Annotated in this window: 24 protein-coding genes; 7 read left to right on the top strand and 17 right to left on the bottom strand. The window is 61.2% G+C overall.

Annotated elements, in window-relative coordinates; translation table 11 throughout:
• Nucleotides 1–17: 17 nt before the first annotated feature.
• The 3 genes from ACR0IR_RS08755 (at nucleotide 18) to phaR (ending at nucleotide 3,088) form a co-directional block, all read left to right on the top strand.
• A complete protein-coding gene (locus ACR0IR_RS08755; protein WP_170358513.1) occupies nucleotides 18–1,820 on the top strand; it encodes a PHA/PHB synthase family protein in 1,803 nt (600 codons plus the stop codon).
• 130 nt (nucleotides 1,821–1,950) lie between these two features.
• On the top strand, nucleotides 1,951–2,397 hold the full coding sequence (locus ACR0IR_RS08750; RefSeq protein ID WP_170338288.1) for a phasin, PhaP: 447 nt from the start codon (nucleotides 1,951–1,953) through the stop codon (nucleotides 2,395–2,397).
• A 136-nt stretch (nucleotides 2,398–2,533) separates the two neighbouring features.
• Nucleotides 2,534–3,088, top strand: a complete 555-nt coding sequence (gene phaR, locus ACR0IR_RS08745) for a polyhydroxyalkanoate synthesis repressor PhaR (RefSeq protein ID WP_170363106.1) — start codon at nucleotides 2,534–2,536, stop codon at nucleotides 3,086–3,088.
• Nucleotides 3,089–3,136: 48 nt separating this feature from the next.
• Here phaR and ACR0IR_RS08740 read toward each other — a convergent pair whose 3' ends face one another.
• From ACR0IR_RS08740 to ACR0IR_RS08710, 7 genes are all read right to left on the bottom strand, one after another.
• A complete protein-coding gene (locus ACR0IR_RS08740; protein ID WP_170363107.1) occupies nucleotides 3,137–4,351 on the bottom strand; it encodes a DegT/DnrJ/EryC1/StrS family aminotransferase in 1,215 nt (404 codons plus the stop codon).
• 111 nt (nucleotides 4,352–4,462) lie between these two features.
• Nucleotides 4,463–5,767: an NAD(P)/FAD-dependent oxidoreductase gene (locus tag ACR0IR_RS08735; protein WP_170363108.1), complete on the bottom strand. Its 1,305-nt coding sequence runs from the start codon at nucleotides 5,765–5,767 to the stop codon at nucleotides 4,463–4,465.
• A gap of 12 nt (nucleotides 5,768–5,779) precedes the next feature.
• Nucleotides 5,780–7,138 carry a glutamine synthetase family protein gene (locus ACR0IR_RS08730; RefSeq protein WP_170338296.1) on the bottom strand — a complete coding sequence of 453 codons (1,359 nt, stop codon included), beginning with the start codon at nucleotides 7,136–7,138 and terminating at the stop codon, nucleotides 5,780–5,782.
• A complete protein-coding gene (locus tag ACR0IR_RS08725; protein ID WP_170337836.1) occupies nucleotides 7,138–7,818 on the bottom strand; it encodes a type 1 glutamine amidotransferase in 681 nt (226 codons plus the stop codon). The genes ACR0IR_RS08730 and ACR0IR_RS08725 overlap by 1 nt, the downstream gene beginning before the upstream one ends.
• 58 nt (nucleotides 7,819–7,876) lie before the next feature.
• A complete protein-coding gene (locus tag ACR0IR_RS08720) occupies nucleotides 7,877–9,196 on the bottom strand; it encodes a glutamine synthetase family protein (protein ID WP_170363109.1) in 1,320 nt (439 codons plus the stop codon).
• 70 nt (nucleotides 9,197–9,266) lie between these two features.
• Entirely contained in the window at nucleotides 9,267–9,485 is a 219-nt protein-coding gene (locus ACR0IR_RS08715; protein WP_170363110.1) for a GDCCVxC domain-containing (seleno)protein, read from the bottom strand.
• A 4-nt stretch (nucleotides 9,486–9,489) separates the two neighbouring features.
• Nucleotides 9,490–9,813, bottom strand: a complete 324-nt coding sequence (locus tag ACR0IR_RS08710; RefSeq protein WP_170363111.1) for a hypothetical protein — start codon at nucleotides 9,811–9,813, stop codon at nucleotides 9,490–9,492.
• Between the two features lie 98 nt (nucleotides 9,814–9,911).
• Here ACR0IR_RS08710 and ACR0IR_RS08705 point away from each other — a divergent pair, with 98 nt between their 5' ends.
• A complete protein-coding gene (locus tag ACR0IR_RS08705) occupies nucleotides 9,912–10,301 on the top strand; it encodes a MerR family transcriptional regulator (protein WP_170358527.1) in 390 nt (129 codons plus the stop codon).
• Nucleotides 10,302–10,311: 10 nt separating this feature from the next.
• Here the strand turns inward: ACR0IR_RS08705 and ACR0IR_RS08700 are convergent, their stop codons facing one another.
• The 10 genes from ACR0IR_RS08700 to secG all read right to left on the bottom strand — a co-directional run bounded on the left by ACR0IR_RS08700 (nucleotide 10,312) and on the right by secG (nucleotide 18,009).
• A complete protein-coding gene (locus ACR0IR_RS08700; protein ID WP_170358529.1) occupies nucleotides 10,312–11,118 on the bottom strand; it encodes an ABC transporter permease in 807 nt (268 codons plus the stop codon).
• Complete coding sequence (locus tag ACR0IR_RS08695; RefSeq protein ID WP_170358530.1) at nucleotides 11,115–12,002, bottom strand: ABC transporter permease; 888 nt, start codon at nucleotides 12,000–12,002, stop codon at nucleotides 11,115–11,117. The genes ACR0IR_RS08700 and ACR0IR_RS08695 overlap by 4 nt, the downstream gene beginning before the upstream one ends.
• Before the next feature lie 80 nt (nucleotides 12,003–12,082).
• On the bottom strand, nucleotides 12,083–12,832 hold the full coding sequence (locus tag ACR0IR_RS08690) for a transporter substrate-binding domain-containing protein (RefSeq protein ID WP_093962541.1): 750 nt from the start codon (nucleotides 12,830–12,832) through the stop codon (nucleotides 12,083–12,085).
• Between the two features lie 32 nt (nucleotides 12,833–12,864).
• Nucleotides 12,865–13,641, bottom strand: coding sequence for an ABC transporter ATP-binding protein (locus tag ACR0IR_RS08685; protein WP_093962540.1), 777 nt, complete (start codon nucleotides 13,639–13,641; stop codon nucleotides 12,865–12,867).
• 128 nt (nucleotides 13,642–13,769) lie between these two features.
• Nucleotides 13,770–14,513, bottom strand: a complete 744-nt coding sequence (locus ACR0IR_RS08680) for a phosphate/phosphite/phosphonate ABC transporter substrate-binding protein (RefSeq protein WP_170363854.1) — start codon at nucleotides 14,511–14,513, stop codon at nucleotides 13,770–13,772.
• A gap of 5 nt (nucleotides 14,514–14,518) precedes the next feature.
• Nucleotides 14,519–14,956, bottom strand: coding sequence for a tellurite resistance TerB family protein (locus tag ACR0IR_RS08675; RefSeq protein ID WP_480779056.1), 438 nt, complete (start codon nucleotides 14,954–14,956; stop codon nucleotides 14,519–14,521).
• Between the two features lie 20 nt (nucleotides 14,957–14,976).
• Nucleotides 14,977–15,426 carry a tellurite resistance TerB family protein gene (locus ACR0IR_RS08670; protein WP_170340012.1) on the bottom strand — a complete coding sequence of 150 codons (450 nt, stop codon included), beginning with the start codon at nucleotides 15,424–15,426 and terminating at the stop codon, nucleotides 14,977–14,979.
• A 39-nt stretch (nucleotides 15,427–15,465) separates the two neighbouring features.
• Nucleotides 15,466–15,759 carry a DUF1330 domain-containing protein gene (locus ACR0IR_RS08665; RefSeq protein ID WP_170363112.1) on the bottom strand — a complete coding sequence of 98 codons (294 nt, stop codon included), beginning with the start codon at nucleotides 15,757–15,759 and terminating at the stop codon, nucleotides 15,466–15,468.
• Nucleotides 15,760–15,839: 80 nt separating this feature from the next.
• Complete coding sequence (locus ACR0IR_RS08660) at nucleotides 15,840–17,483, bottom strand: CTP synthase (RefSeq protein WP_170363113.1); 1,644 nt, start codon at nucleotides 17,481–17,483, stop codon at nucleotides 15,840–15,842.
• A gap of 160 nt (nucleotides 17,484–17,643) precedes the next feature.
• Nucleotides 17,644–18,009: a preprotein translocase subunit SecG gene (secG, locus tag ACR0IR_RS08655; protein ID WP_093962537.1), complete on the bottom strand. Its 366-nt coding sequence runs from the start codon at nucleotides 18,007–18,009 to the stop codon at nucleotides 17,644–17,646.
• A 150-nt stretch (nucleotides 18,010–18,159) separates the two neighbouring features.
• Between secG and nthA the strand changes: the two genes are divergently transcribed.
• From nthA to ACR0IR_RS08640, 3 genes are read left to right on the top strand one after another with little or no spacing between them, the layout of a single operon-like run.
• Entirely contained in the window at nucleotides 18,160–18,774 is a 615-nt protein-coding gene (nthA, locus tag ACR0IR_RS08650; RefSeq protein WP_170363114.1) for a nitrile hydratase subunit alpha, read from the top strand.
• Nucleotides 18,771–19,448: a nitrile hydratase subunit beta gene (nthB, locus tag ACR0IR_RS08645; protein ID WP_170363115.1), complete on the top strand. Its 678-nt coding sequence runs from the start codon at nucleotides 18,771–18,773 to the stop codon at nucleotides 19,446–19,448. The genes nthA and nthB overlap by 4 nt, the downstream gene beginning before the upstream one ends.
• Entirely contained in the window at nucleotides 19,445–19,771 is a 327-nt protein-coding gene (locus ACR0IR_RS08640; protein WP_170363116.1) for a nitrile hydratase accessory protein, read from the top strand. Before nthB ends, ACR0IR_RS08640 begins: the two co-directional genes overlap by 4 nt.
• The last annotated feature ends 191 nt before the right edge of the window (nucleotides 19,772–19,962 follow it).

Below are 19,962 nucleotides of genomic sequence, written 5' to 3'. Positions count from 1 at the left end.
AGGGGGGATTTGTTAAAATGACAACAAGTGAAGGCCACATGCCCGACTTAAGTGACGAACACGTTGAACGCCTTAAGGAAAACATGCTGAAAGTCGAAGATCTGTCCAAGCGGCTGATCGAGGTGATGGCGTCGAAAAAAGCTCATACTCCCGCGCTGGACGGCCCGAATCAGGAACTTTTTGCAAGAGCAGCAACAGCTTATTGGGCCGAGGCCCTGCAAAATCCGGCCAAGTTGTTGGAACAACAGCTGGAATACTGGGGCAAGTCCGTCCTGAATTTTGCTGCGGCGCAGCAGGCCCTGCTGGCGGGTGAAGGCGAAGCGGACGAGGCTCCGAGCAAGGATAAACGCTTCTCGAACCCGCTGTGGGATACGAACCCCTATTTCCGTCTCGTCCGACAGCAATACCTGACCAATGCCGAAGCCATCGCAAACGCGGTGGAGTCGGTCGAGGACTTGGACGCCAAGGACAAGCGGCGGCTGAAATACTTCTCGCAGCAGATTGTCGACATGATGTCGCCGACGAATTTCCTGCCGACCAACCCCGACGCTCTGCAGAAGGCGATAGAAACCGATGGCCAGTCGCTGATCCAGGGGCTGGAGAATCTTGTTGCCGATCTCGAAGCCAATGATGGCGAGCTGATCGTCAAGCTGGCGGATGAAAACGCGTTCAAGGTGGGCGGCAACCTGGCCACAACACCCGGAGAAGTCGTCTATCGAAATCGGATGATGGAACTGATCCAGTACAGTCCTGCGACTGAGACGGTTTATGAAACACCCGTCGTTCTGTTCCCGCCCTGGATCAACAAGTTCTACATCCTGGATCTGAAGGCACAGAACAGCCTGATCAAGTGGATCACCGATCAGGGCTATACCTTGTTCGTCGTCAGCTGGGTCAATCCGGATGCCAGCTATGCCGAAACGGGAATGGAAGACTACGTTCAGGACGGATTCCTGACGGCGGTCGAAGAGGCCAAGAAGATCTGCAAGGTCAAACAAGTCAATGCGGTCGGGTACTGCATTGCCGGAACGACCTTGAGCCTCACTCTGTCGCTTTTGAAGCAGCGCGGTGACAAGTCGATCAAATCCGCCACGTTCTTTACGGCGCTGACCGATTTTTCGGATCAGGGCGAGTTTACCCCCTTCCTGCAGAATGATTTCATCGACGGGATCGAGGAAGAGGTGAACAAGGAAGGTGTGCTGCGGTCATGGATCATGGCGCGCACGATGTCGTTCCTTCGGTCTCGCGACCTGGTCTATGGACCGGCGATCCGCAGCTACATGCTGGGCGAGACGCCACCCGCCTTTGACCTGTTGTACTGGAATGGGGACGGCGCGAACCTGCCCGCGAAAATGGCTGTGCAGTATTTACGTGGCTTGTGTCAGCGCAACGAGTTCGCCTCGGACGGGTTCGAATTGATGGGCCACAAGCTGCATGTCCGCGACGTGGATGTGCCGTTGATGGCGATCACCTGCGAGACGGACCATATCGCCGCTTGGAAGGACTGCTATCGCGGTGTGCAGAAAATGGGTTCCCGCAGCAAAACCTTCATCGTTTCGGAATCGGGACATATTGCAGGCATCGTCAATCCGCCCAGCAAAAAGAAATACGGTCACTACACCAACCCCGATCTCAAGGCGGGTGCCGATACCTGGATGAAAGAGGCAAGCTTCCACGAAGGCTCGTGGTGGCCCCGCTGGGAGGCTTGGTTGAAGAAGCGGTCTGGCAAGCAGGTTCCGGCACGCGAACCGGGTGATTCGAGCCATCCACCGTTGGCTCCGGCGCCGGGAACCTATGTAGTCGCCAAACCAAAGTCTTGATTTCACATTGAAACTAAAAAATTCTGCGGTGCAGCAACAAAAAACTTGAAATGCTGCGCCGCAGCAATCATATTGTCCTCAAGCTGATGAAACCCGGGGTGGGCCCGGACCGGCTGAAAGGATTAGGATAATGGCAAAGACCCAAGACTTTACCGCGATCATGAAAGACATGATGGGCGCGTTCCCGGTGGACACCTCCGCCGTTGAAAATGCATTCAAATCGACCGCTTCGCTGAACGAAAAGCTGTCGGGTGTTGCTCTGGAAGCTGCCGAGAAATCGGCTGAAATCTCGAACAAATGGACCAAGGAAACTCTGGCCAAGCTGAGCGAGATGTCGAAAGCCAAAGCAGAGCCGGCCGACTACGCCAAAGCAGCAACCGATTTCGCCAGCGCTTCGGCTGAAGTTGCTGCCGAGAACCTGGCTGCTTTCGCTGAAATCGCCAAGAAAGTTCAGTCGGAAACTGTCGAGCTGCTGATGGCTGCTGGCAAAGAAGCTGCGGAAGAAACCACCGCGGCCGTCAAGAAAGCCACCAACGAAGTGACCGCTGCTGCCAAGAAAGCAACGGCTGCCAAGTAAGCAGGATCCGCGAAACGCACCCATCCCTCCCAAATTGGTGCAATCGCTAAGGGCAGGTCCATTGACCTGCCCTTTCTTTTTGTTCTGCAGTCGCATAACCTCTGCTGCAACGCATCATCCTTGGGGAGGGTAAACGGTGTCGGACAAAGATAAACCTCTGCTGATCAAGCGGTATGCCAGCCGCCGGCTGTATAACACCGAGACCAGCGACTACGTCACGCTCGAGGACATCGCTGGGTTCATCCGCGACGGGCGCGAGGTTCAGATCATCGACCTGAAAACCGGCGACGACCTGACACGACAGTATCTACTTCAAATCATTGCCGAACATGAAAGCCGGGGTGAGAACGTTCTGCCTGTGAACGTTCTGAATGACCTGGTGCGCAGCTACATGGTGCCGGGCGGGGGCATGATGCCTCAATTCCTGCAATCCAGCTTTGAGATGCTGCGCGAAAGCCAGGCCAAGATGATGGAAAACATGAATGCGATGAACCCCATGAGCAGCATGCCCGGGTTCGAAGCAATGCAAGCGCAGCAGCAGGCGTTCCTGAAGGCCATGACAGGCGGGCTGTCGGGTAATTGGTCCGGGCCGGACAAGGACGAAGAAGGCAAGTCCGAGTCCAAAGAAGACTTGGACGACATCAAGAAACAACTGGCCGAGTTGCAGCAGAAGCTTTCCAAGCTCAGCTGATACCAGACAGGCCCGGACAACCCGGGCCTTTTCTTTCTTGTGTTGGGGTCAGGTGCCGAAGGCCACTTCGGGCGCGGTAACCTCGCCGACCGAGGCCAGGATGATGTCGGCGATTACATCCAGTTCCGCACGGGTCAGGCGCACCGGCAGACGCACGTCACAGGCCGACATCAGCATCGCGCGCGTTCGAGGCAGCTCGACCTGCTCTGGCAGAAACTGCCAGTTCCAGAAGGCGCGGGCGTTGTCCTCGCTCAGACCAAAGACCTGCACCTTGACGCCGCGGCCCTCGGCGGCAGCGGCAAAGGCCTTGATCTGGTCTTTGTCCAGATCGACCAGGTTGAACTGGATCGAATCCGGCGCGCGTCGCTCCGGTGTCAACGGGTCGGGGACGTGGATATGCGGCGAACTGTTCAGGCGCTGCGCGACATAGTCGTGGTTGGCCAGCCCGTCCCGCACCCGCCGCGCCAATTCGGGCAGTTGGGGGCGGATCACCGCGGCACTGAGGTTGCTCATGCGCAGATTGTAGAGCGGCAGCTTGTTTTGCCATCGCGCAAAAGCTTGCTCCAGATCAGGTGTATTCTGGCCGTGCGGGCCTTTGTGTTTCTTCCAATTGTGCTCGTAGGCGCCCGACATGATCACGGCGCGTGCGACTAGGTCGGCGTCGTCGGTGACAAGGATGCCCCCTTCGCCCGCGTTGATCATCTTGTAGGACTGGAACGAGAAACAGCCCACCTTGCCGATGGTGCCGATGTTGTGGCCATGCCAGGTGGTGCCCAGCGAATGGGCCGCGTCCTCGATAACCGGGATGTCGCGCGCGTCGCACAGCGCCATGATCGCGTCCATATCCGAGGTATGGCCGCGCATGTGGCTGATGATCACCGCCTGAACCCCGTCGAGCTTGGCCGCGAAATCGTCGATGTCGATGCGGTAATTGTCGCCCACCTCGCACAGGACCGGAACGCAGTCTGCATGCACCACCGACGAGGGCACCGCCGCAAAGGTAAAGCCCGGGATCAGTACCCGCGCGTCCCGCGGCAGCCCCAGCGCCTTGAGCGACAGGAACAGAGCCGCCGAACAAGACGACACCGCCAGCGCGTATTTGCTGCCCAGCAACTCGGCGAACTCAGCCTCAAGCAAAGCAACCGGCGCATCCTGCGGCGCGGTATAGCGGAACAGGTCCCCGGATTGCATCAGGGACTCGATCGCGTCTTTGGCGGCGGCAGGGATGGGTTCGGCGTCATGGACGTTGGGTGGCAGCGTCATATTTGATAATCCCAAATTCTATGTTTGGAAAAGATAAAATGAAAAGCTGAGCAAACCAAGCCTTCATTCGCCTGATGGGCGAAATTTCACCGAACCGTCACAAGTCGTGGGTCAAAGGCCCAGCCGATCACGCAGGGCATACCAAGTCATCGCCAGCACCAGCAGAGGGCTGCGGAGGGCCGAGCCTCCGGGAAAAGGCATGGCAGGCACGCGGGCCATCGTGTCGAACCCTTCGGCCTGGCCCCGGATGGCCAGCGCCATCAACTGACCGGCATGGGTTGCAGTGCCGACCCCATGACCGGAATAGCCCGAGGCCGACAGGATGTTTGGCGCCAGACGCGTCAGGTAGGGCATTCGCCGCATGGTGATGGCCAGCGTGCCGCCCCAAGCATAGTCGATCCGAACGTCGCGCAGATGTGGAAAAATCTCGGTCATCGGTTTGCGGACCTTGGCGGCGATGTCGGATGGAAAGCGATAGCCATAGCTCTCGCCACCGCCGAATAGTAGCCGCCCATCGGCGCTGAGCCGGAAATAGTTCACCACGAATTTCGTGTCGGCAACCGCCACGTCCTGCGTCAGAACCTTTGCGGCCTCGGCGCCCAGCGGCTCGGTCGCGGCGATGAAATTGTTGATCGGCATGACCCGCGCGGCGACCTTGCGGCTCAGGTTGCCCAGATAGCCATTGCAGGCCAGAACCAGATGGTCGGCCGTGACCGAACCCTGTTCGGTGCGAACGGTGACGCGCGGGCCTTCCTCGATGCCCAGAACCTCGGTGTTTTCGTGCAGCGTCAGGCCGGCGGCCAAGGCGGCCTCGGCCAGACCCAGCGCATAGTTCAACGGGTGCAGATGGGCCGCGCCCATGTCCAGGTATCCGCCTGCATAGGCCGGCGAGGGACAAAGCACGCGCCCGGCTTCGGCATCCAGCTGCTCGATCTGGTCATAGCCATAGGCGGTTTTCAGGTGCTTGGCGTGGGCGTGCAATTCGCCCCGTTCGCCGTCGCTGAAGCCCAACGTGGCGATGCCCGGTTTCAAGTCGCAATCGATGCCCTGGCGTTCGATCAGCGATTTGGTCAGCGTCTTGGCGTCTTCGGCCAGATCCCACAGCTTGGCCGCGTCGTCGCGCCCCACCAGCTTCTCCAGGTCTTCCTGATCCATGCGCTGGGCGCTGCCCAGTTGCCCGCCGTTGCGCCCCGAGGCGCCGAAGCCCACGCGGTGCGCTTCAAGCAGGACCACCCTGAACCCGGCCTCGGCCAGGTGCAGCGCGGTCGAGAGGCCCGTATACCCTCCACCCACGACGCAAACGTCGGCGGTGACCTCGCCGCGCAGCGGCTCGGTCGGGGTTCGCGGGTGCGCGGTGGCGGCATACCAGCTGGGCGGGTAGGTGCCGCGTTTGTCATTGCTGTACAGCAGGTTCATGGCGCACATGGTTCAGACGTTCAGCAGCAGGTGTTCACGCTCCCACGGCGAAATCACCTGCAGGAACTCCTCGTACTCGGCGCGTTTCACGATGCTGTAGACGCGGGCGAATTCAGGGCCCAGAACCTGATGCAAGGCTTCGGCCTCGTCGAACAGATCCAGCGCGTTGCCCATGACCTGCGGGATGTCGCCGTCACCTTCGTAAGCGTCGCCATAGAACTGACGGCGCGGCCGGTCCTGGTTGACCAGCCCCAGATAGCCACAGGCCAGCGACACGGCGATGCCCAGATAGGGGTTGCAATCCATACCGGCGATGCGGTTTTCCACCCGACGGCTGTCGGGGCCTGACAGTGGCACGCGGATGCCCGTGGTGCGATTGTCGCGCGCCCATTCAAGGTTGATCGGGGCGGCATGGTCCTTGACGTAGCGCCGGTACGAGTTGACGTAGGGCGCCATCACCGCCAGCCCGGCCGGAAGGTGCAGCTGCAGACCGGCGATGAAGTTGTAGAACGCGTCCGTTTCGCCGCCCTGAGGCCCCGAGAACAGGTTCTTGCCCGTCTCCATGTCGATGATCGAGTGATGGATGTGCATGGCCGATCCCGGCTCATCCTCGATCGGTTTGGCCATGAAGGTGGCAAAGCAGTTGTGGCGCAGCGCAGCCTCGCGGATCAGGCGTTTGAAATAGAACACCTCGTCGGCCAGCTTGACCGGGTCGCCGTGGCGCAGGTTGATCTCAAGCTGACCGGCGCCGCCCTCTTGGGTGATGCCGTCGATCTCGAACCCTTGCGCTTCGGCGAAATCATAGATGTCGTCGATCACGGGGCCGAATTCATCCACGGCGGTCATGGAATAGGCCTGCCGCGCGGCAGCCGGACGGCCCGACCGGCCCATCATCGGCTCGATCCCCTTGGCCGGGTCCACGTTGCGGGCAACCAGAAAGAACTCCATCTCGGGCGCGACAACCGGTTTCCACCCTTTGTCCTTGTACAGCTGGACCACGCGTTTGAGCACGTTGCGCGGGCTGAACGGAATCGGATCGCCGTCCCTGTCGTAGGCGTCATGGATCACCTGAAGGGTCCAGTCACCGGTCCACGGTGCCGCCGAGGCCGTGCTGAAATCGGGCTTGAGGATCATGTCGCGTTCGATGAACCCATCCTCACCCGCGGCCTCACCCCAGTCACCAGTGATGGTTTGGTAGAAAATGCTGTCGGGTAGATGGAAATAAGCCTGCTTGGCGAATTTCGATGCCGGAACTGCCTTGCCGCGGGCAATCCCCGGCAGGTCTGAGATGATGCATTCGACCTCGTCCAGCCGGTGCCCTTCGATGTAATCCCGTGCTGCTTGTGGAAGTTGGTCTGTCCAGTCGGCCATCAGGCCCTCTCTTTCTTCAGGAACTCTGCCATGAAACGCCCGATATTGGCGTTGTCATCCGGAGCGTTCCATCGGGTTTTTGCGTCGTCCATCAGGGCGTCGGGCACCACGCCTTTACCGCGTGTCTCCATGAGGCCCTGAATGAAATCGTTGGAGTATTCGGGATGTGCCTGCACCGTCCAGATCGTGTCCCCGTAGGCAACCATCGCGTTCTTGCAGAACGCGTTGCTACCCAATAGCTGGGCGCCGTCGGGCAAGGCCGTCACCTGATCCTGGTGCCATGCGTTCAATGACACCTTGCGCCCGTCATAGTCATACTCCGTGCGTCCGATCGCCCAACCCTTGTCGAACTTTTCAACCTTGCCGCCCAACGCCTGAGCGATGATCTGGTGGCCGAAACAGACCCCGATCAACGGTTTCCGTGCCGCTTGGATCTCGCGGATCAGTTGCTCGAGCTTGGGGATCCACGGATGATCTTCGTAGGCGCCATGCCGCGAGCCGGTAATCACCCATCCATCGCAGTCGCTTGCGCTGTCGGGGAACACATCATCCACCACCGCATAGGTCACGAACTCGAAATCGTTGCCGTCCAGAAGCTGTTGAAACATCAGGTCGTAGTCGCCGAACGATCGTTCCAGCGGTTCGGGCGCGTGGCCGGTCTGCAGTATGCCGATTTTCATGAGTCACCAAATTTGATCAAATTCAATCTACCCGAGTCTCGATCCACGGGCAAGAGGATCATACGGACTCCAGATAGCTCAGCCAGTGACTGTCGGGGTCCATGTCGGCAAAGCGTGCGGATTCCTGCCTTTTGGTCATCACCATGTTTCGGATCAGATCCCCGGAGAAGATGCGCGCGATGATCGGGTCCGTCTCGAATGCCGAAATGGCCGAATCCCAGTCCCCCGCCAATTGCGGAAGCCCTTCGATCTCGTAGGCATTGCCGGTGATCGGGGGCGGGGGTTGAAGGCCGTCCTCGATGCCGATCAGAGCCGCGCCCAGAACCGCCGCCAGCATCAGATAAGGGTTGATGTCGCCGCCGGCCACGCGATGTTCGATCCGGCGGGCGGCGGGCGCACCGCCCGGAATGCGGATTGCCGCGGTCCGGTTCTCATAGGCCCAGGCCGCGCCGGTGGGGGCATGAGCTCCGGGCACGAGCCGCGTGTAAGAATTGCCATGCGGAGCAAAGATCAGCGTGCTGCCGGGCATGGCGGCAAGACAGCCGGCGACGGCAGAGCGCAGGAATTCGGTCCCTTCACGCCCGCCATTGTCAAACACGTTGCGACCCTGGTCATCCAGCACCGAGAAGTGCACATGCATACCGTTCCCCGCATCATCGGCATAGGGTTTGGCCATGAAGGTCGCGGTAAAGCCGTGCTTGCGGGCCAACCCACGGGTCAATGCCTTGAAAAGCCACGTATCATCGGCGCAGCGCATGGCATCCTGATGGTTCAGATTGATCTCGAACTGGCCGATGCCGCTCTCTGAGATTGCCGTCTGAGCGGGAATTCCCATTTCGGCGCACCCGTCATAAAGCTCGGTAAAGAAGGCGTCGAAGGCGTCCATTTCGGCCATCGACAGCACCGCCTCGCCGCGCAGCCGACGGCCGGTGACCGGGTTGTGCGGGGGTTTTGGTTGCGCGTCCGAGGAGTCAAGCAGGGTGAACTCCAACTCGGTCGCGGCAACAACTTTCCATCCGCGCTGGGCATAGCGCGACAGGACTGCGGCCAGCGCATGGCGGGGATCGCCAGCAAAGGGGGCGCCGTGATCGTCGTACAGGCACATCGGCACCAGCGCCGTGGGTGTGGTAAGCCAGGGCATCGGCACCGGGCCGCGCTCGGTCGGGCGCAGCACGCCATCGGCGTCGCCGGTTTCGAACACCAGCGGGCTGCCCTCGATATCGGCGCCCCACAGATCGACATTCAGCGCCGAAAACGGCATGCGCACCGCGCCGCTGTCCAGCTTGTCGGCGTAAGACGGGGGCACGCGTTTGCCGCGCATCTGGCCGTTCAGGTCGCAGGCGGCAACGCGAAATGTGTGCAGGGCGGCAAGGTCCATCTGGGGCTCCGTAGCTGTGCTGCGGCAAACCTAGTCGAGCTTTCTGCCCTTGTCACGATATTTGATCAAATTATCCGCAGCAGCAGTCGCCTTGCTGAATAGGCGGGCAGGCCACGGTTCCGTACGAGCAATAGACACAGCAATCACCCGGCTTGGGTTTCAGTACCGTGTGACAGGCGCTGCATTCATAGAACCACTGGCAGGCGTCGGTGGGCATGGTCTCGGTCTGGGCGTGGCCGCAGGCGGGGCAGGTCAGAGTGCTTTCAAGCGTTACGGTCGTGTCTGTCATGGTCTCACATCTGCTGGATCAGAAATTCGTTGATGCGGGCCTCGTTGAACACGACGACCCAGGCGAGGGCGGTCATCACGGTGCTGGCCGCCAAACCCCATTTCAGATGGCGCACGGAATTGCGCCGATAGGCCACCAGCCACGCCACCGCGACCAGCGCCGTCGATGCCGCCAGAACATAGTAGCTGAACGCCGCGATCTGGCCAAAGACAGCCAGCCAACTGCCGCCAAGGCCCAGCAACATCATCGTCATCGGCAGCACGCAGCATGCGCCCACGCCCAGGGCCGACAGGGATCCGGCAAAGCTGAGGCCGAGAAATCCGCGCATTTTGTTCCTCCGTCATTCAGGGGCCGCAGCATTGCCGCAGCGTGTGGGCAGAGGTATAAATCCTGTAGCCACTACAGGATCAAGCGAAACGAGGTCACATGATTGCGATCGGCGAAGCGGCCCGTCAAAGCGGCGTAGGGATCGAGACCATCCGGTATTACGAGCGTGAAGGCATCGTGCCGCGCCCGGCGCGGGCGGCCAACAATCGGCGGCTGTATTCCGCGCAGGATGTGGGGCGGTTGCGGTTTCTGAAACGCTGCCGTGACCTTGGGTTTTCGCTGGGCGATGCAAAGGCTCTGCTGGACCTGTCCGAGGGCGGCGCGGCTGATTGCGCAGATGTCAGCGCATTGGCCCAACGCCACATGGATAGTGTCCGTCGGAAGATCGCCGAGCTGCAAAGGCTGGAGGCCGCCCTGGGCGAGCTGACGGCAAATTGCGCCGAAGGGTCTGTGGATTGCCCGATGCTGGGCCGGTTGCGGATGGCCTGAGCCTGATGCCTCAGCGCGCCAGGTTCAGGCGGAACCGCATCTTGGCCTTGCGCGCCACCGGCAGGTGCCGGTTCAGCCGCTTGTTGATCAGGCCGAACACGCCCACGATCACCAGCGTCAGCAGGATGAAATAGAACGCCAGGATCGGGTAGGGGACGAATGGATTGAACGTCTTGTCGGCGAAATAGCTGGCATAGTACAGCGCGTCCCCGCGTTGCTGCCAGGCCGGAAAGGCCGAGAAGAAGACCAGCGTGGTGGCATGGAACAGGAAAATCGCCTCGTTCGTGTAGGCGGGCCAGGCCAGCCGCAGCATGGTGGGCCACACGATCCGGCGGAAGCGCGACCAGCCGGACATGCCATAGGCATCGGCGGCCTCGATATCTCCCTTGGGGATCGACCGCAGCGCGCCATAGAAGATCTCGCCCGAATAGGCGGCGGTGTTCAGGAACAGCACGATCAGCGCCCCCAGCCAGGCCGAGGTGAAGGCGTCGAACATCGGGTAGGTCTTCTTGAGCGACAGGAACAGGAAGTAGGCAAAGAAGAACTGGATGAACAGTGGTGACCCGCGGAAGATGAAGATGAACCACTCGGACGGTTTGCGCAGCCACTTGCGGCTGGACGCCTTGCCAAGGGCCACGGCCGTCGCCAGGAAGAACCCGGTGGCCAGTGCCATCACGCCGAAATAGATGTTCCAGATCATCCCCGAGCCGATCAGGGTGAACTGTTCGCACAGGGTGAAATCGCTGCGCGGCAGCAGGCGCTCGCCAAACCCGATCGAACGCAGGCCGTAATCCTGGATGGTCTGCAGGCAGCTCATGCGGTGGTCTCCTTGCGCAGCAGCTCTCCGCCCGATGTGGCCTGGCCATGCGACAGGCGGCGCATCAGCCGTTCGAGGCCGATCTCGGAAACGCGGGTCATGCCAAGGTAGAAAACCAGCAGGAACAGGAAGTACCACATGCGCCAGTCGCCATGCGGATAGGCCGTGAATTTCGAGGTCTTGGTGCCGCCCAGCTCGCGCGCCCAATAGACGATGTCTTCGACCCCCAGCAGGAACAGCAGGGGCGTGGCCTTGATCAGCACCATCCAAAGGTTCGACAGGCCGGGCAGGGCATAGACCCACATCTGCGGCACGAGAATGCGCCAGAAGGTCTGGCGGCGGGTCATGCCATAGGCCTCGGCAGTTTCAAGCTGCGCCAGCGGCACGGCGCGCATGCCGCCGAACAGCACGTTGGCGGCGAAGGCACCGAACACGATCGAGAAAGTGATGACGGCCAGGAAAAAGCCGTAGGTTTCGTGCACCCATTCCGGTGCGGTGCCCAGCGGCAGCTTGGCCTGGGGGCAGACGAGGAAATCGTTGCCCTGGCGGATTGGATCGGTCCAGTCGGGACACAGCACCTGATGTCGCATCCACTCGAACCCCTGGTCCAGGGCGATCACGAAAAACAGGAAAAACGCAATGTCGGGCACACCGCGCACGATGGCGATATAGCCCTTGCCCAGCCAACCGAGTGGCGGGACATGCGACCGCGCCGCCATGGCCCCCGCAAAGCCGAAAGCCAACGCCACCGGGGCCGTCACCGCCAGCAAGGCCAGAACCTTGATGAACGACAGGTAGAACGACCAGTGCACGCCGTTGGTCAGATAGCATGAAAACCAGCGGAACGTGCCGAGCGTGTCGGGATCAGCGCAGTAGGAAAACATGGGGCGTCTTTCGAACGTCGGGTCCGGCGCGGGCCGGGGTGGGTTCGGCGCGCGTGGCGCCGAACCGCAGGACCGGATGCTTAGTTGGTGACGACCGAGCCGTCAGGTGCGTAGGTGGCGGTGTCTTCACCAAACCACTTTTTCAGCATCTCGTTCAGGGTGCCGTCCTCTTTCATCGAGGTGATGGCGGCATCGAACTTGCCGCGCAGTTCGGCATCGCTTTCGCGCAGGCCCATGCCGACGCCACCGCCCAGCGGAACCGGATCGCCGACAAAGACCAGTTCGCCATTCGATTCCTCAACCAGCGGCACCAGGTAGTCGCGGTCGGCCAGAACGGCATCAGCCTCACCGTTGCGCACGGCGGCGATGGTTTCCTCGGGCGTTGCGAATTCAACCAGAGTTGCGCCCGACTCGGCCACGTGGCCGGCCTGGATGGTGGCGGTCTGTGCGGCGACGACGCCGCCGGTCACGTCAGCATCCGCCGAAGTTGCGACATAGGCCGAAGCGGTCGGCGGATAGTAGTCTTGGGTGAAGTCGATGACTTCATCACGCTCGGCCGTGATCGACATGCCCGCGATGATGGTGTCGTAGTTGCCCGAGACCAGGTTCGGAATGATCGAATCCCAGTCGTTCTTGACCCATTCGCATTCCAGCTGGGCGCGTTTGCACAGCTCGTCGCCGACCTCACGCTCGAAGCCGTCGATCTCGCCGGCGTCGTTGATGAAGTTGTACGGAGGATAGGCACCCTCGGTGCCCATGCGGACCGTGTCGGCCATGGCCATACCAGCGCCAAGCGCCAGCGCTGCAGTGGTCAGAATCAGGTTTTTCATTGGTAACTCCCCTGTTTGGTTCTGTCCTGATTTTACGCCGCCTTTGTGGCGGAGAGAAAGCCCCGAAGCCTTTCGGATTCGGCAGCAGTGAAAATATCTTCGGGCGAGCCTTCTTCTTCAATCAGGCCCTGGTGCAGAAACACCACGTGGCTTGAGATGTCGGCCGCCATCTGCATGTCGTGCGTGACGATGATCATGGTGCGGCCTTCGGCGGCCAGATCCTTGATCACCTTGATCACTTCCTGTTCCAGCTCGGGATCGAGTGCCGAGGTCGGCTCGTCGAACAGCAGCGCCTCGGGCTCCATGCACAGGCCTCGCGCGATCGCGGCGCGCTGTTGCTGGCCGCCCGACAGCTGCGCGGGATAGGCGTCGCATTTGTCGCCGATGCCAACCTTGTCCAGGTATTTGCGGGCGCTGTCCTCGACCTCGTGCCGGTCACGGCCCAGCACGGTGATCGGGGCTTCCATCACGTTCTGCAGGATGGTCATGTGAGCCCAAAGGTTGAACTGCTGGAACACCATCGACAGGTTGGTACGGATGCGCAGCACCTGCTTGGGATCGGCGGGGCGGCGGTGATCGCGGGTTCCCGTCCAGCGCACCGGCTCACCTTTGAACAGGATCTCGCCCTCCTGGCTGTCTTCCAGCAGGTTGCAACAACGCAGGAGGGTGGATTTGCCCGACCCGGATGATCCGATCAGTGACACCACGTCGCCGCGATGGGCGGTGATGTCCACTCCTTTGAGGACTTCGAGATTGCCAAAGCTTTTGTGCAGGTTCTTGATCTCGATGACGGGAGTGCTGTCTGTCACGGGTCGTCCTGGTGTTGTTGATTGCGTTGGTGCGGTACTAGGGCCGAAAAACAAGAGCAATGCAATGCGCAAATGACAAGTTCAAGTCCCGAAACCTCCGATTCGGCCACGGTCAGTGGTCAAATTGGTCAGCTTTCAGGCAGCAAAGCCGCAGGCGATGGCGGGTTGGGAACGGCCAGGTAGAGATCGGCTGCAATGTCGATCAACCCGCGGATGTGCAGCGCTGCCCGATCAGCCGGGGAAAGGTCTGAAATCGCGGCGCGAACCGCGGTGGCGACCGGGACCGGATCGCGCGTGATCGCGGTGATGTAGGGCAACGCCGGGGTGGGGCGCGTGCTTTCCACCGGGCGCAGGCGCTTGCCCAGATCGGTATGCTCTTGCAGCAGCACCCATGTCAGCGCGTCCAGCGATGCGAAATCGGCATGTCCATCGGCCACGGCCTGCGCCGACAAAGCGTGTCCACCGGTTTCCAGCAGGCGCGCCGGAGCAAGGCCCAGTTCGGACAGATGCGTGACCGGGGCGGCCCAACCCGATTGGGATAGCGCCTCGTTAAAAGCAAAAAAACCGGCCGCCAGTTCAGGCAGATCGCGCGCGTCTTCAGCGCGGGCCACGAAAACCGAGCAGTAGTGTCCCCGCGGACAGCCCGGCAGGTCATAATCTGGAGTGCCGACCAGATGCACCTTGCCGAGCAGGCGCGTGCGATAAGGCATGCCGCAGGTCTGGGCAAAGACAAGGTCAGGGTCCTGCCAGATCTCCCAGAAATCGCGATCACGGGTCAGATGGTTCGGACCTTCGCCCAAATGTGCGCGAATCAAACTCCAAAAGCGATCGTTGGCCGGTTGCAAAGCGGGCATGTCGTACATGCCCAGCATCGCCGTCACGATTTGGCGGCCTTCTGCCGGGCTAGAGCTGAATCCACGTCGCTGACGCCCAGGAGGCTGACGACCAGCCGCAGCAGCGAGTCCTCGTCCTGCGAGCGCTGACCGTCAGCCAGCGCCACCGACCACAGCGCCTGAACCACGCCGAGGCGATGGTCGTACGGCACCGCATCCTTGATCGCACGGGTAAAGCGGACGGTATCAGGGGCCTCGGCCTCCAGATCTTCGGCGTGGGCGCGCAGCCCTGCGGCCTCGAACGGGGACAGGCCGTAGCGCTCGGCCAGAACCTTGTCGATGCGCGACATCTCGGTATCGGCATAGTCATCATCGGACCGGGCAAGGCGAACCAGCAGGGCGGCCAAGGCCAGCCGGGCGTCGTCATCGGTCAGTGGGTCGGGTTGCGGCTGGGTCAGCCGGGACAGGAAGGCGTTGAACATGGCCTAGATATAGCCGTCACTCAGCCCGCGTCCAAGCGGCTTTGCACCCGTTCGCGCGCGGCCTGGCTGTCATTGTAGCTGAGGCCCATTGCGATACGCGCTTCTTCGACGATCTTGATCTCGCCCTCGTCCGAATTGCCGTCGGCCAGCACAACCTCCCAAAGGGCCTCCATCGCGGCCAGACGTTCGTGCAAATCCGTCGTTTCGCGGATCAGTTTGCCGAAGGTATCCGTGTCGGGGGCTGCGGCGTGCAATTTCTCGCAAGTGGCGCGGACCTTGGCGGCTTCGATCGCGTTGTGCTGGTACAGCCGTGCCAGGATGCGGTCGATCAGGCTGATTTCCTCGATCTTGTAGTCGCGGTCGGCCTGCGCGACACGCACCAGCAAAGCGCCAAGCGCCAGTTCCGCATCAGGGTCCGGCAGCGTGGTCTGCTGAGGAGGGCGCAAAGCCTGCAGGAAGTTCTTTAGCAGTGGCATTGGGGTATCCGTATTTCTGTCACCGTGTCCGTGCTAGGCGTCATACCCTTCGATGATCACCAGATCACCGGATGAAACAGGATCGCGCAAGGCTTTAGCCTTTTGGTACAGGTCGCTTTCATAGCAGGCCAGGGCGGCCTCGTAGCTGGGAAATTCGATAACGACGGTTCGCGCCCGCGCTGCGCCTTCCCGCACCTGCCGATCTCCACCGCGGACCAGAAAACGGGCACCGTATTCGGCAAAAGCCTCGCCATTGGCAGCGATGTAGGTCTTGTAGGTCTCCATGTCGTCTACGTCGACATGGGCCACCCAGTATCCTTTGCTCACGCGGTCTGCTCCTTTTGTCCGTTCCGGCTCAAACTGAACCGGAACGCTTTGCAAAGCAAGACCAAGCCGTACAGTCCGCCTCAGACCAGACGCGACGTGTCCTTGGCCGCGCGAACGAAGTCGCGGAACAACGGGTGCGGATCGAAAGGTTTGGATTTCAGTTCCGGGTGGTACTGCACGCCGATGAACCACGGGTGATCCGACCATTCGACGATCTCGGGCAGGCGTCCATCGGGTGACATCCCCGAGAAGTTAAGGCCAGCTTTCTCAAGCTGTTCGCGATACTTGGTGTCCACCTCATAGCGGTGGCGGTGTCGTTCTTCGATCTGGGTGCTGCCGTAGACCTCGGCCACTTTCGAGCCTTCGGTCAGAACCGCGTTGTAGGCACCCAGACGCATGGTGCCGCCCTTGTCGTCACCAAGCTTGCGTTCGATCTTGGCGTTGCCCTGGACCCATTCCTTGAGGTGATAGACCACCGGTTCAAAGCGTTTTTTGCCGGCCTCGTGGTCGAATTCCTCGGACCCCGCGCCGGAAATGCCGGCCACGTTGCGCGCGGCTTCGATCACTGCCATCTGCATGCCCAGACAGATGCCCAGATACGGCACCTTGTGTTCGCGGGCATATTGCGCAGCCTTGATCTTGCCTTCGGTGCCGCGCTCGCCAAAACCGCCGGGCACCAGAATGGCATGGAACCCTTCCAGATGCGGACCGGGGTCTTCGGTGTCGAAGATCTCGGCATCGACCCACTCAACCTTGACCCGGACGCGATTGGCCATGCCGCCATGGGTCAGCGCCTCGGCGATGGACTTATAGGCGTCTTCCAGTTGGGTGTACTTTCCGACGATCGCGACCTTCACTTCGCCCTCGGCGTTGTGGATGCGGTCGCTGACGTCTTCCCACTTCGACAGGTCGGGCTTGGGCGCCGGGCTGATCTGGAATGCGTCAAGCACGGCCTGATCGAGACCTTCGCGGTGATAGGCCAGCGGCGCGTCGTAAATGGTCGAGAGATCTTGCGCGGCGATTACCGCGTCGGGGCGCACGTTGCAGAACAGGGCCAGCTTTTCGCGCTCTTTCTGCGGGATCGGTCCTTCGGAACGGCAGACCAGAATGTCGGGCGCCAGGCCGATTGAGCGCAGTTCCTTGACCGAGTGCTGGGTGGGCTTGGTCTTCAGCTCGCCAGAGGCCTTGATGTAAGGCAACAGGGTCAGGTGCATGAAAATGCACTGGCCGCGCGGTTTGTCCTGACTGAACTGACGGATGGCTTCAAAGAAGGGCAGGCCTTCGATGTCGCCCACGGTGCCGCCGATTTCACACAGCATGAAATCTACCTCATCCTCGCCGATGGCGATGAAGTCCTTGATCTCGTTGGTCACGTGCGGGATCACCTGAATGGTCTTGCCCAGATAGTCGCCGCGGCGTTCCTTTTCCAGAACGTTCGAATAGATCCGCCCCGAACTGACCGAGTCGGTCTTTCGTGCGGCAACACCCGTGAAGCGTTCGTAGTGACCCAGGTCCAGGTCGGTCTCGGCCCCGTCGTCGGTGACGAAGACTTCACCATGTTCGAACGGCGACATCGTGCCGGGGTCGACATTCAGGTAGGGATCCAGCTTGCGCAGCCGAACCGAGTATCCCCGAGCCTGCAGAAGCGAACCCAGAGCAGCGGACGCCAGCCCTTTGCCCAAGGATGAAACAACACCACCAGTGATGAAAATAAATCGTGCCATGTTTCTTCGGCTGCCCCCGTGAGACGTCAACATCAACTGCCCGGCGGTTCGAAAAAACCGCAGCATCACGGGACTTCACGTATAAAGGATTCGCGCAAAAAGCGCAAGAGAACCGCAAGATGCTGTTGTGGTTCTCTTTCAGGTTTCCAGGTTTTGTGGATCAGTCGGCCTGCGGGATCAGCGGCGCGTTGTCGCCCTGCGCCGGCGGCAGAAGGTCCTCGGCCGAGGGAACAGCAGGTGTGCTCTCTTCGGTCGCGTCCTGAGCCGGAACGCCAAGCCGGTCGATGACCGAGCTTCCAGCCGATTTTTCCGCGGCAAGAATCGTCAGGGTGATCGAGGTGACGATGAAGCAGGCTGCAAGGATCCAGGTCACCTTTGCCAGTGCCGTCGTTGCCGAACGTCCTGCAATGGCGCCACCACCGCCGCCACCCATGCCCAGGCCACCGCCTTCGGACCGCTGCAGCAGAACAACGGCGATCAGGCCCAAAGCCAAAAGAAGGTGGATGATGAGAACGACGTTTTCCATGGTGTTCCTGTGCGGCGTGGCGTGTATCGCCGGGTACTTAAGCAAGTTTGAGGCCGGGGGCAAGCCACGAGTTGCCGTCACCGCCAGGGATTGTGCCGAACAGGCCAAATGGGGCTGGACACCCGGCGGTGCCTGGCTCAGGCTGCGGCCATGCCACATGACGACCACGACCACCCGCACGCGTTGCTGCCCCCGGACCCCGCTTTGCGCGTCAAAGCGCTCGAGACGATCCTGACCCGCAAGGGTTTGATCGATCCGGCCGCTCTGGACGAGATCATAGACACCTATCAGAACCGGATCGGCCCGCAAAACGGTGCGAAGGTTGTCGCCAAAGCTTGGTCTGACCCGGAGTTCAAACGCGCTCTGCTGGGCGACGCTACGCCTGTGCTCTCTGAGATGGGGTTTTATGGCCGGCAGGGCGAACATATGGTCGTGGTCGAGAATACTCCCCGGACGCACAACATGGTCGTCTGCACCTTGTGCAGCTGTTACCCATGGCCGCTGTTGGGTATCCCCCCGGGCTGGTACAAATCTGACGCTTACCGCGCCCGAGCCGTGCGCGAGCCGCGCCGCGTCCTGGCTGAGTTCGGAGTTGAACTGCCCAAGGGTACCGCAGTTCGTGTCTGGGATTCGACCGCCGAAATACGGTATCTGGTCTTGCCCATGCGCCCAGAAGGCACTGATGGTCTGAGCGAAGCAGACCTCGCCGCGCTGGTCACGCGCGACAGCATGATCGGCACGGGTTTGCCGAAGGTGTCGGCATGACCCGTGTCCACGACATGGGCGGGCGGTTCGGTGACGGGCCGGTACGCCCCGAGCCTGAAGACGTGCCGGTGTTTGCCGAAGACTGGCACGCGCGGGCCCTTGCAGTGACGCTGGCTGCCGGCGCGTTGGGCCAATGGAACATCGACACGTCGCGCCATGCGCGAGAAAGGCTGTCCCCCAAGGACTATGCCCGGTACAGCTATTACGAGAAATGGATTTCGGCCCTGGCCAACCTGTTGGTCGAGACCGGGGTTCTGCAGATCGAGGATCTGCGCGGGCAGGGCGTTGACAGGCCACATCCGCTTGCTCCGCGAAAACTGCCGGCGGATGCGGTGGCCAGAGTTCTGGCTAAAGGTGGACCGGCCGATCGCCCGTCGAACATCCCTGCCGCTTTTGAGGTCGGCCAGACCGTTCGCACGCTGCGCCCTTCTGCCAATCGTCTTGTTGCAGGGGGGCACACGCGGCTGCCCGCATACGGAGCGGGCGCGACCGGACGCATTTTGCGGTTTCACGGCACACATGTCTTGCCGGACTCCAGCGCGCATGGTCTGGGTGAAGCGCCCGAGCCGCTTTATGCCGTTGCTTTTCCCGCGTCGGAACTGTGGGCCAATCCCGAACACCCGGACGACGAGGTGATTCTGGATCTCTGGCAAAGCTATCTGGAACCCGCATGAGCATCTGTCCCGATCACAACGCCCCAAGTCCGGTTTTTGAGAACCCCTGGCACGCTCAGGTGTTTGCGGTGACGGTGGCGTTGAACGAGGCCGGCCGGATTTCCTGGACCGATTGGGCCGCCCGGTTCTCCGAGACTTTGCGGCGCCACGGGCTGAACCGCGAGCTGGACGGGGGCGATGACTATTTCATGGCCTGGCTCGAAACGCTCGAGTCGGTTTTGGCCGAGCAGGAAACGGCGTTGCCCGAAGAAGTCCACGAAATGCGCGCAGCTTGGGAGGAGGCGTATCTAAAGACGCCTCACGGAATGCCGGTACGCCTTTAACCCCGGGTGACTTGGCAGTTGCTGCCCGTTCCGGGGGTTATCCCGGTATCTTCTGGGTCAGATGAACAACGGCGCGGACTCCATCCGGTGGCCATGATCCCCGACAACAGCATTGCGCGTCGGCGCGATTGGTGGCTGCGGCGAATTACCGGTTTCCCTGTTGCCTGCACCCCGCTATATGGGCCGGGTTT

It is taken from the genome of Ruegeria sp. CF2 (genome assembly GCF_056537385.1).
Note: the sequence above shows the minus strand (reverse complement) of the source record. Positions and strands in the feature narration are given on the sequence as shown.

What these genes read in the sequence shown, in the direction of transcription:
- ACR0IR_RS08755 (WP_170358513.1), top strand. Translation starts at nt 18, where the DNA reads ATGACAACAAGTGAAGGCCACATGCCCGACTTAAGTGACGAACACGTT.
- ACR0IR_RS08750 (WP_170338288.1), top strand. Translation starts at nt 1,951, where the DNA reads ATGGCAAAGACCCAAGACTTTACCGCGATCATGAAAGACATGATGGGC.
- ACR0IR_RS08740 (WP_170363107.1), bottom strand. Translation starts at nt 4,351, where the DNA reads ATGACGCTGCCACCCAACGTCCATGACGCCGAACCCATCCCTGCCGCC.
- ACR0IR_RS08735 (WP_170363108.1), bottom strand. Translation starts at nt 5,767, where the DNA reads ATGAACCTGCTGTACAGCAATGACAAACGCGGCACCTACCCGCCCAGC.
- ACR0IR_RS08730 (WP_170338296.1), bottom strand. Translation starts at nt 7,138, where the DNA reads ATGGCCGACTGGACAGACCAACTTCCACAAGCAGCACGGGATTACATC.
- ACR0IR_RS08725 (WP_170337836.1), bottom strand. Translation starts at nt 7,818, where the DNA reads ATGAAAATCGGCATACTGCAGACCGGCCACGCGCCCGAACCGCTGGAA.
- ACR0IR_RS08720 (WP_170363109.1), bottom strand. Translation starts at nt 9,196, where the DNA reads ATGGACCTTGCCGCCCTGCACACATTTCGCGTTGCCGCCTGCGACCTG.
- ACR0IR_RS08715 (WP_170363110.1), bottom strand. Translation starts at nt 9,485, where the DNA reads ATGACAGACACGACCGTAACGCTTGAAAGCACTCTGACCTGCCCCGCC.
- ACR0IR_RS08710 (WP_170363111.1), bottom strand. Translation starts at nt 9,813, where the DNA reads ATGCGCGGATTTCTCGGCCTCAGCTTTGCCGGATCCCTGTCGGCCCTG.
- ACR0IR_RS08705 (WP_170358527.1), top strand. Translation starts at nt 9,912, where the DNA reads ATGATTGCGATCGGCGAAGCGGCCCGTCAAAGCGGCGTAGGGATCGAG.
- ACR0IR_RS08700 (WP_170358529.1), bottom strand. Translation starts at nt 11,118, where the DNA reads ATGAGCTGCCTGCAGACCATCCAGGATTACGGCCTGCGTTCGATCGGG.
- ACR0IR_RS08695 (WP_170358530.1), bottom strand. Translation starts at nt 12,002, where the DNA reads ATGTTTTCCTACTGCGCTGATCCCGACACGCTCGGCACGTTCCGCTGG.
- ACR0IR_RS08690 (WP_093962541.1), bottom strand. Translation starts at nt 12,832, where the DNA reads ATGAAAAACCTGATTCTGACCACTGCAGCGCTGGCGCTTGGCGCTGGT.
- ACR0IR_RS08680 (WP_170363854.1), bottom strand. Translation starts at nt 14,513, where the DNA reads ATGCTGGGCATGTACGACATGCCCGCTTTGCAACCGGCCAACGATCGC.
- ACR0IR_RS08675 (WP_480779056.1), bottom strand. Translation starts at nt 14,956, where the DNA reads ATGTTCAACGCCTTCCTGTCCCGGCTGACCCAGCCGCAACCCGACCCA.
- ACR0IR_RS08660 (WP_170363113.1), bottom strand. Translation starts at nt 17,483, where the DNA reads ATGGCACGATTTATTTTCATCACTGGTGGTGTTGTTTCATCCTTGGGC.
- secG (WP_093962537.1), bottom strand. Translation starts at nt 18,009, where the DNA reads ATGGAAAACGTCGTTCTCATCATCCACCTTCTTTTGGCTTTGGGCCTG.
- nthA (WP_170363114.1), top strand. Translation starts at nt 18,160, where the DNA reads ATGCCACATGACGACCACGACCACCCGCACGCGTTGCTGCCCCCGGAC.
- nthB (WP_170363115.1), top strand. Translation starts at nt 18,771, where the DNA reads ATGACCCGTGTCCACGACATGGGCGGGCGGTTCGGTGACGGGCCGGTA.
- ACR0IR_RS08640 (WP_170363116.1), top strand. Translation starts at nt 19,445, where the DNA reads ATGAGCATCTGTCCCGATCACAACGCCCCAAGTCCGGTTTTTGAGAAC.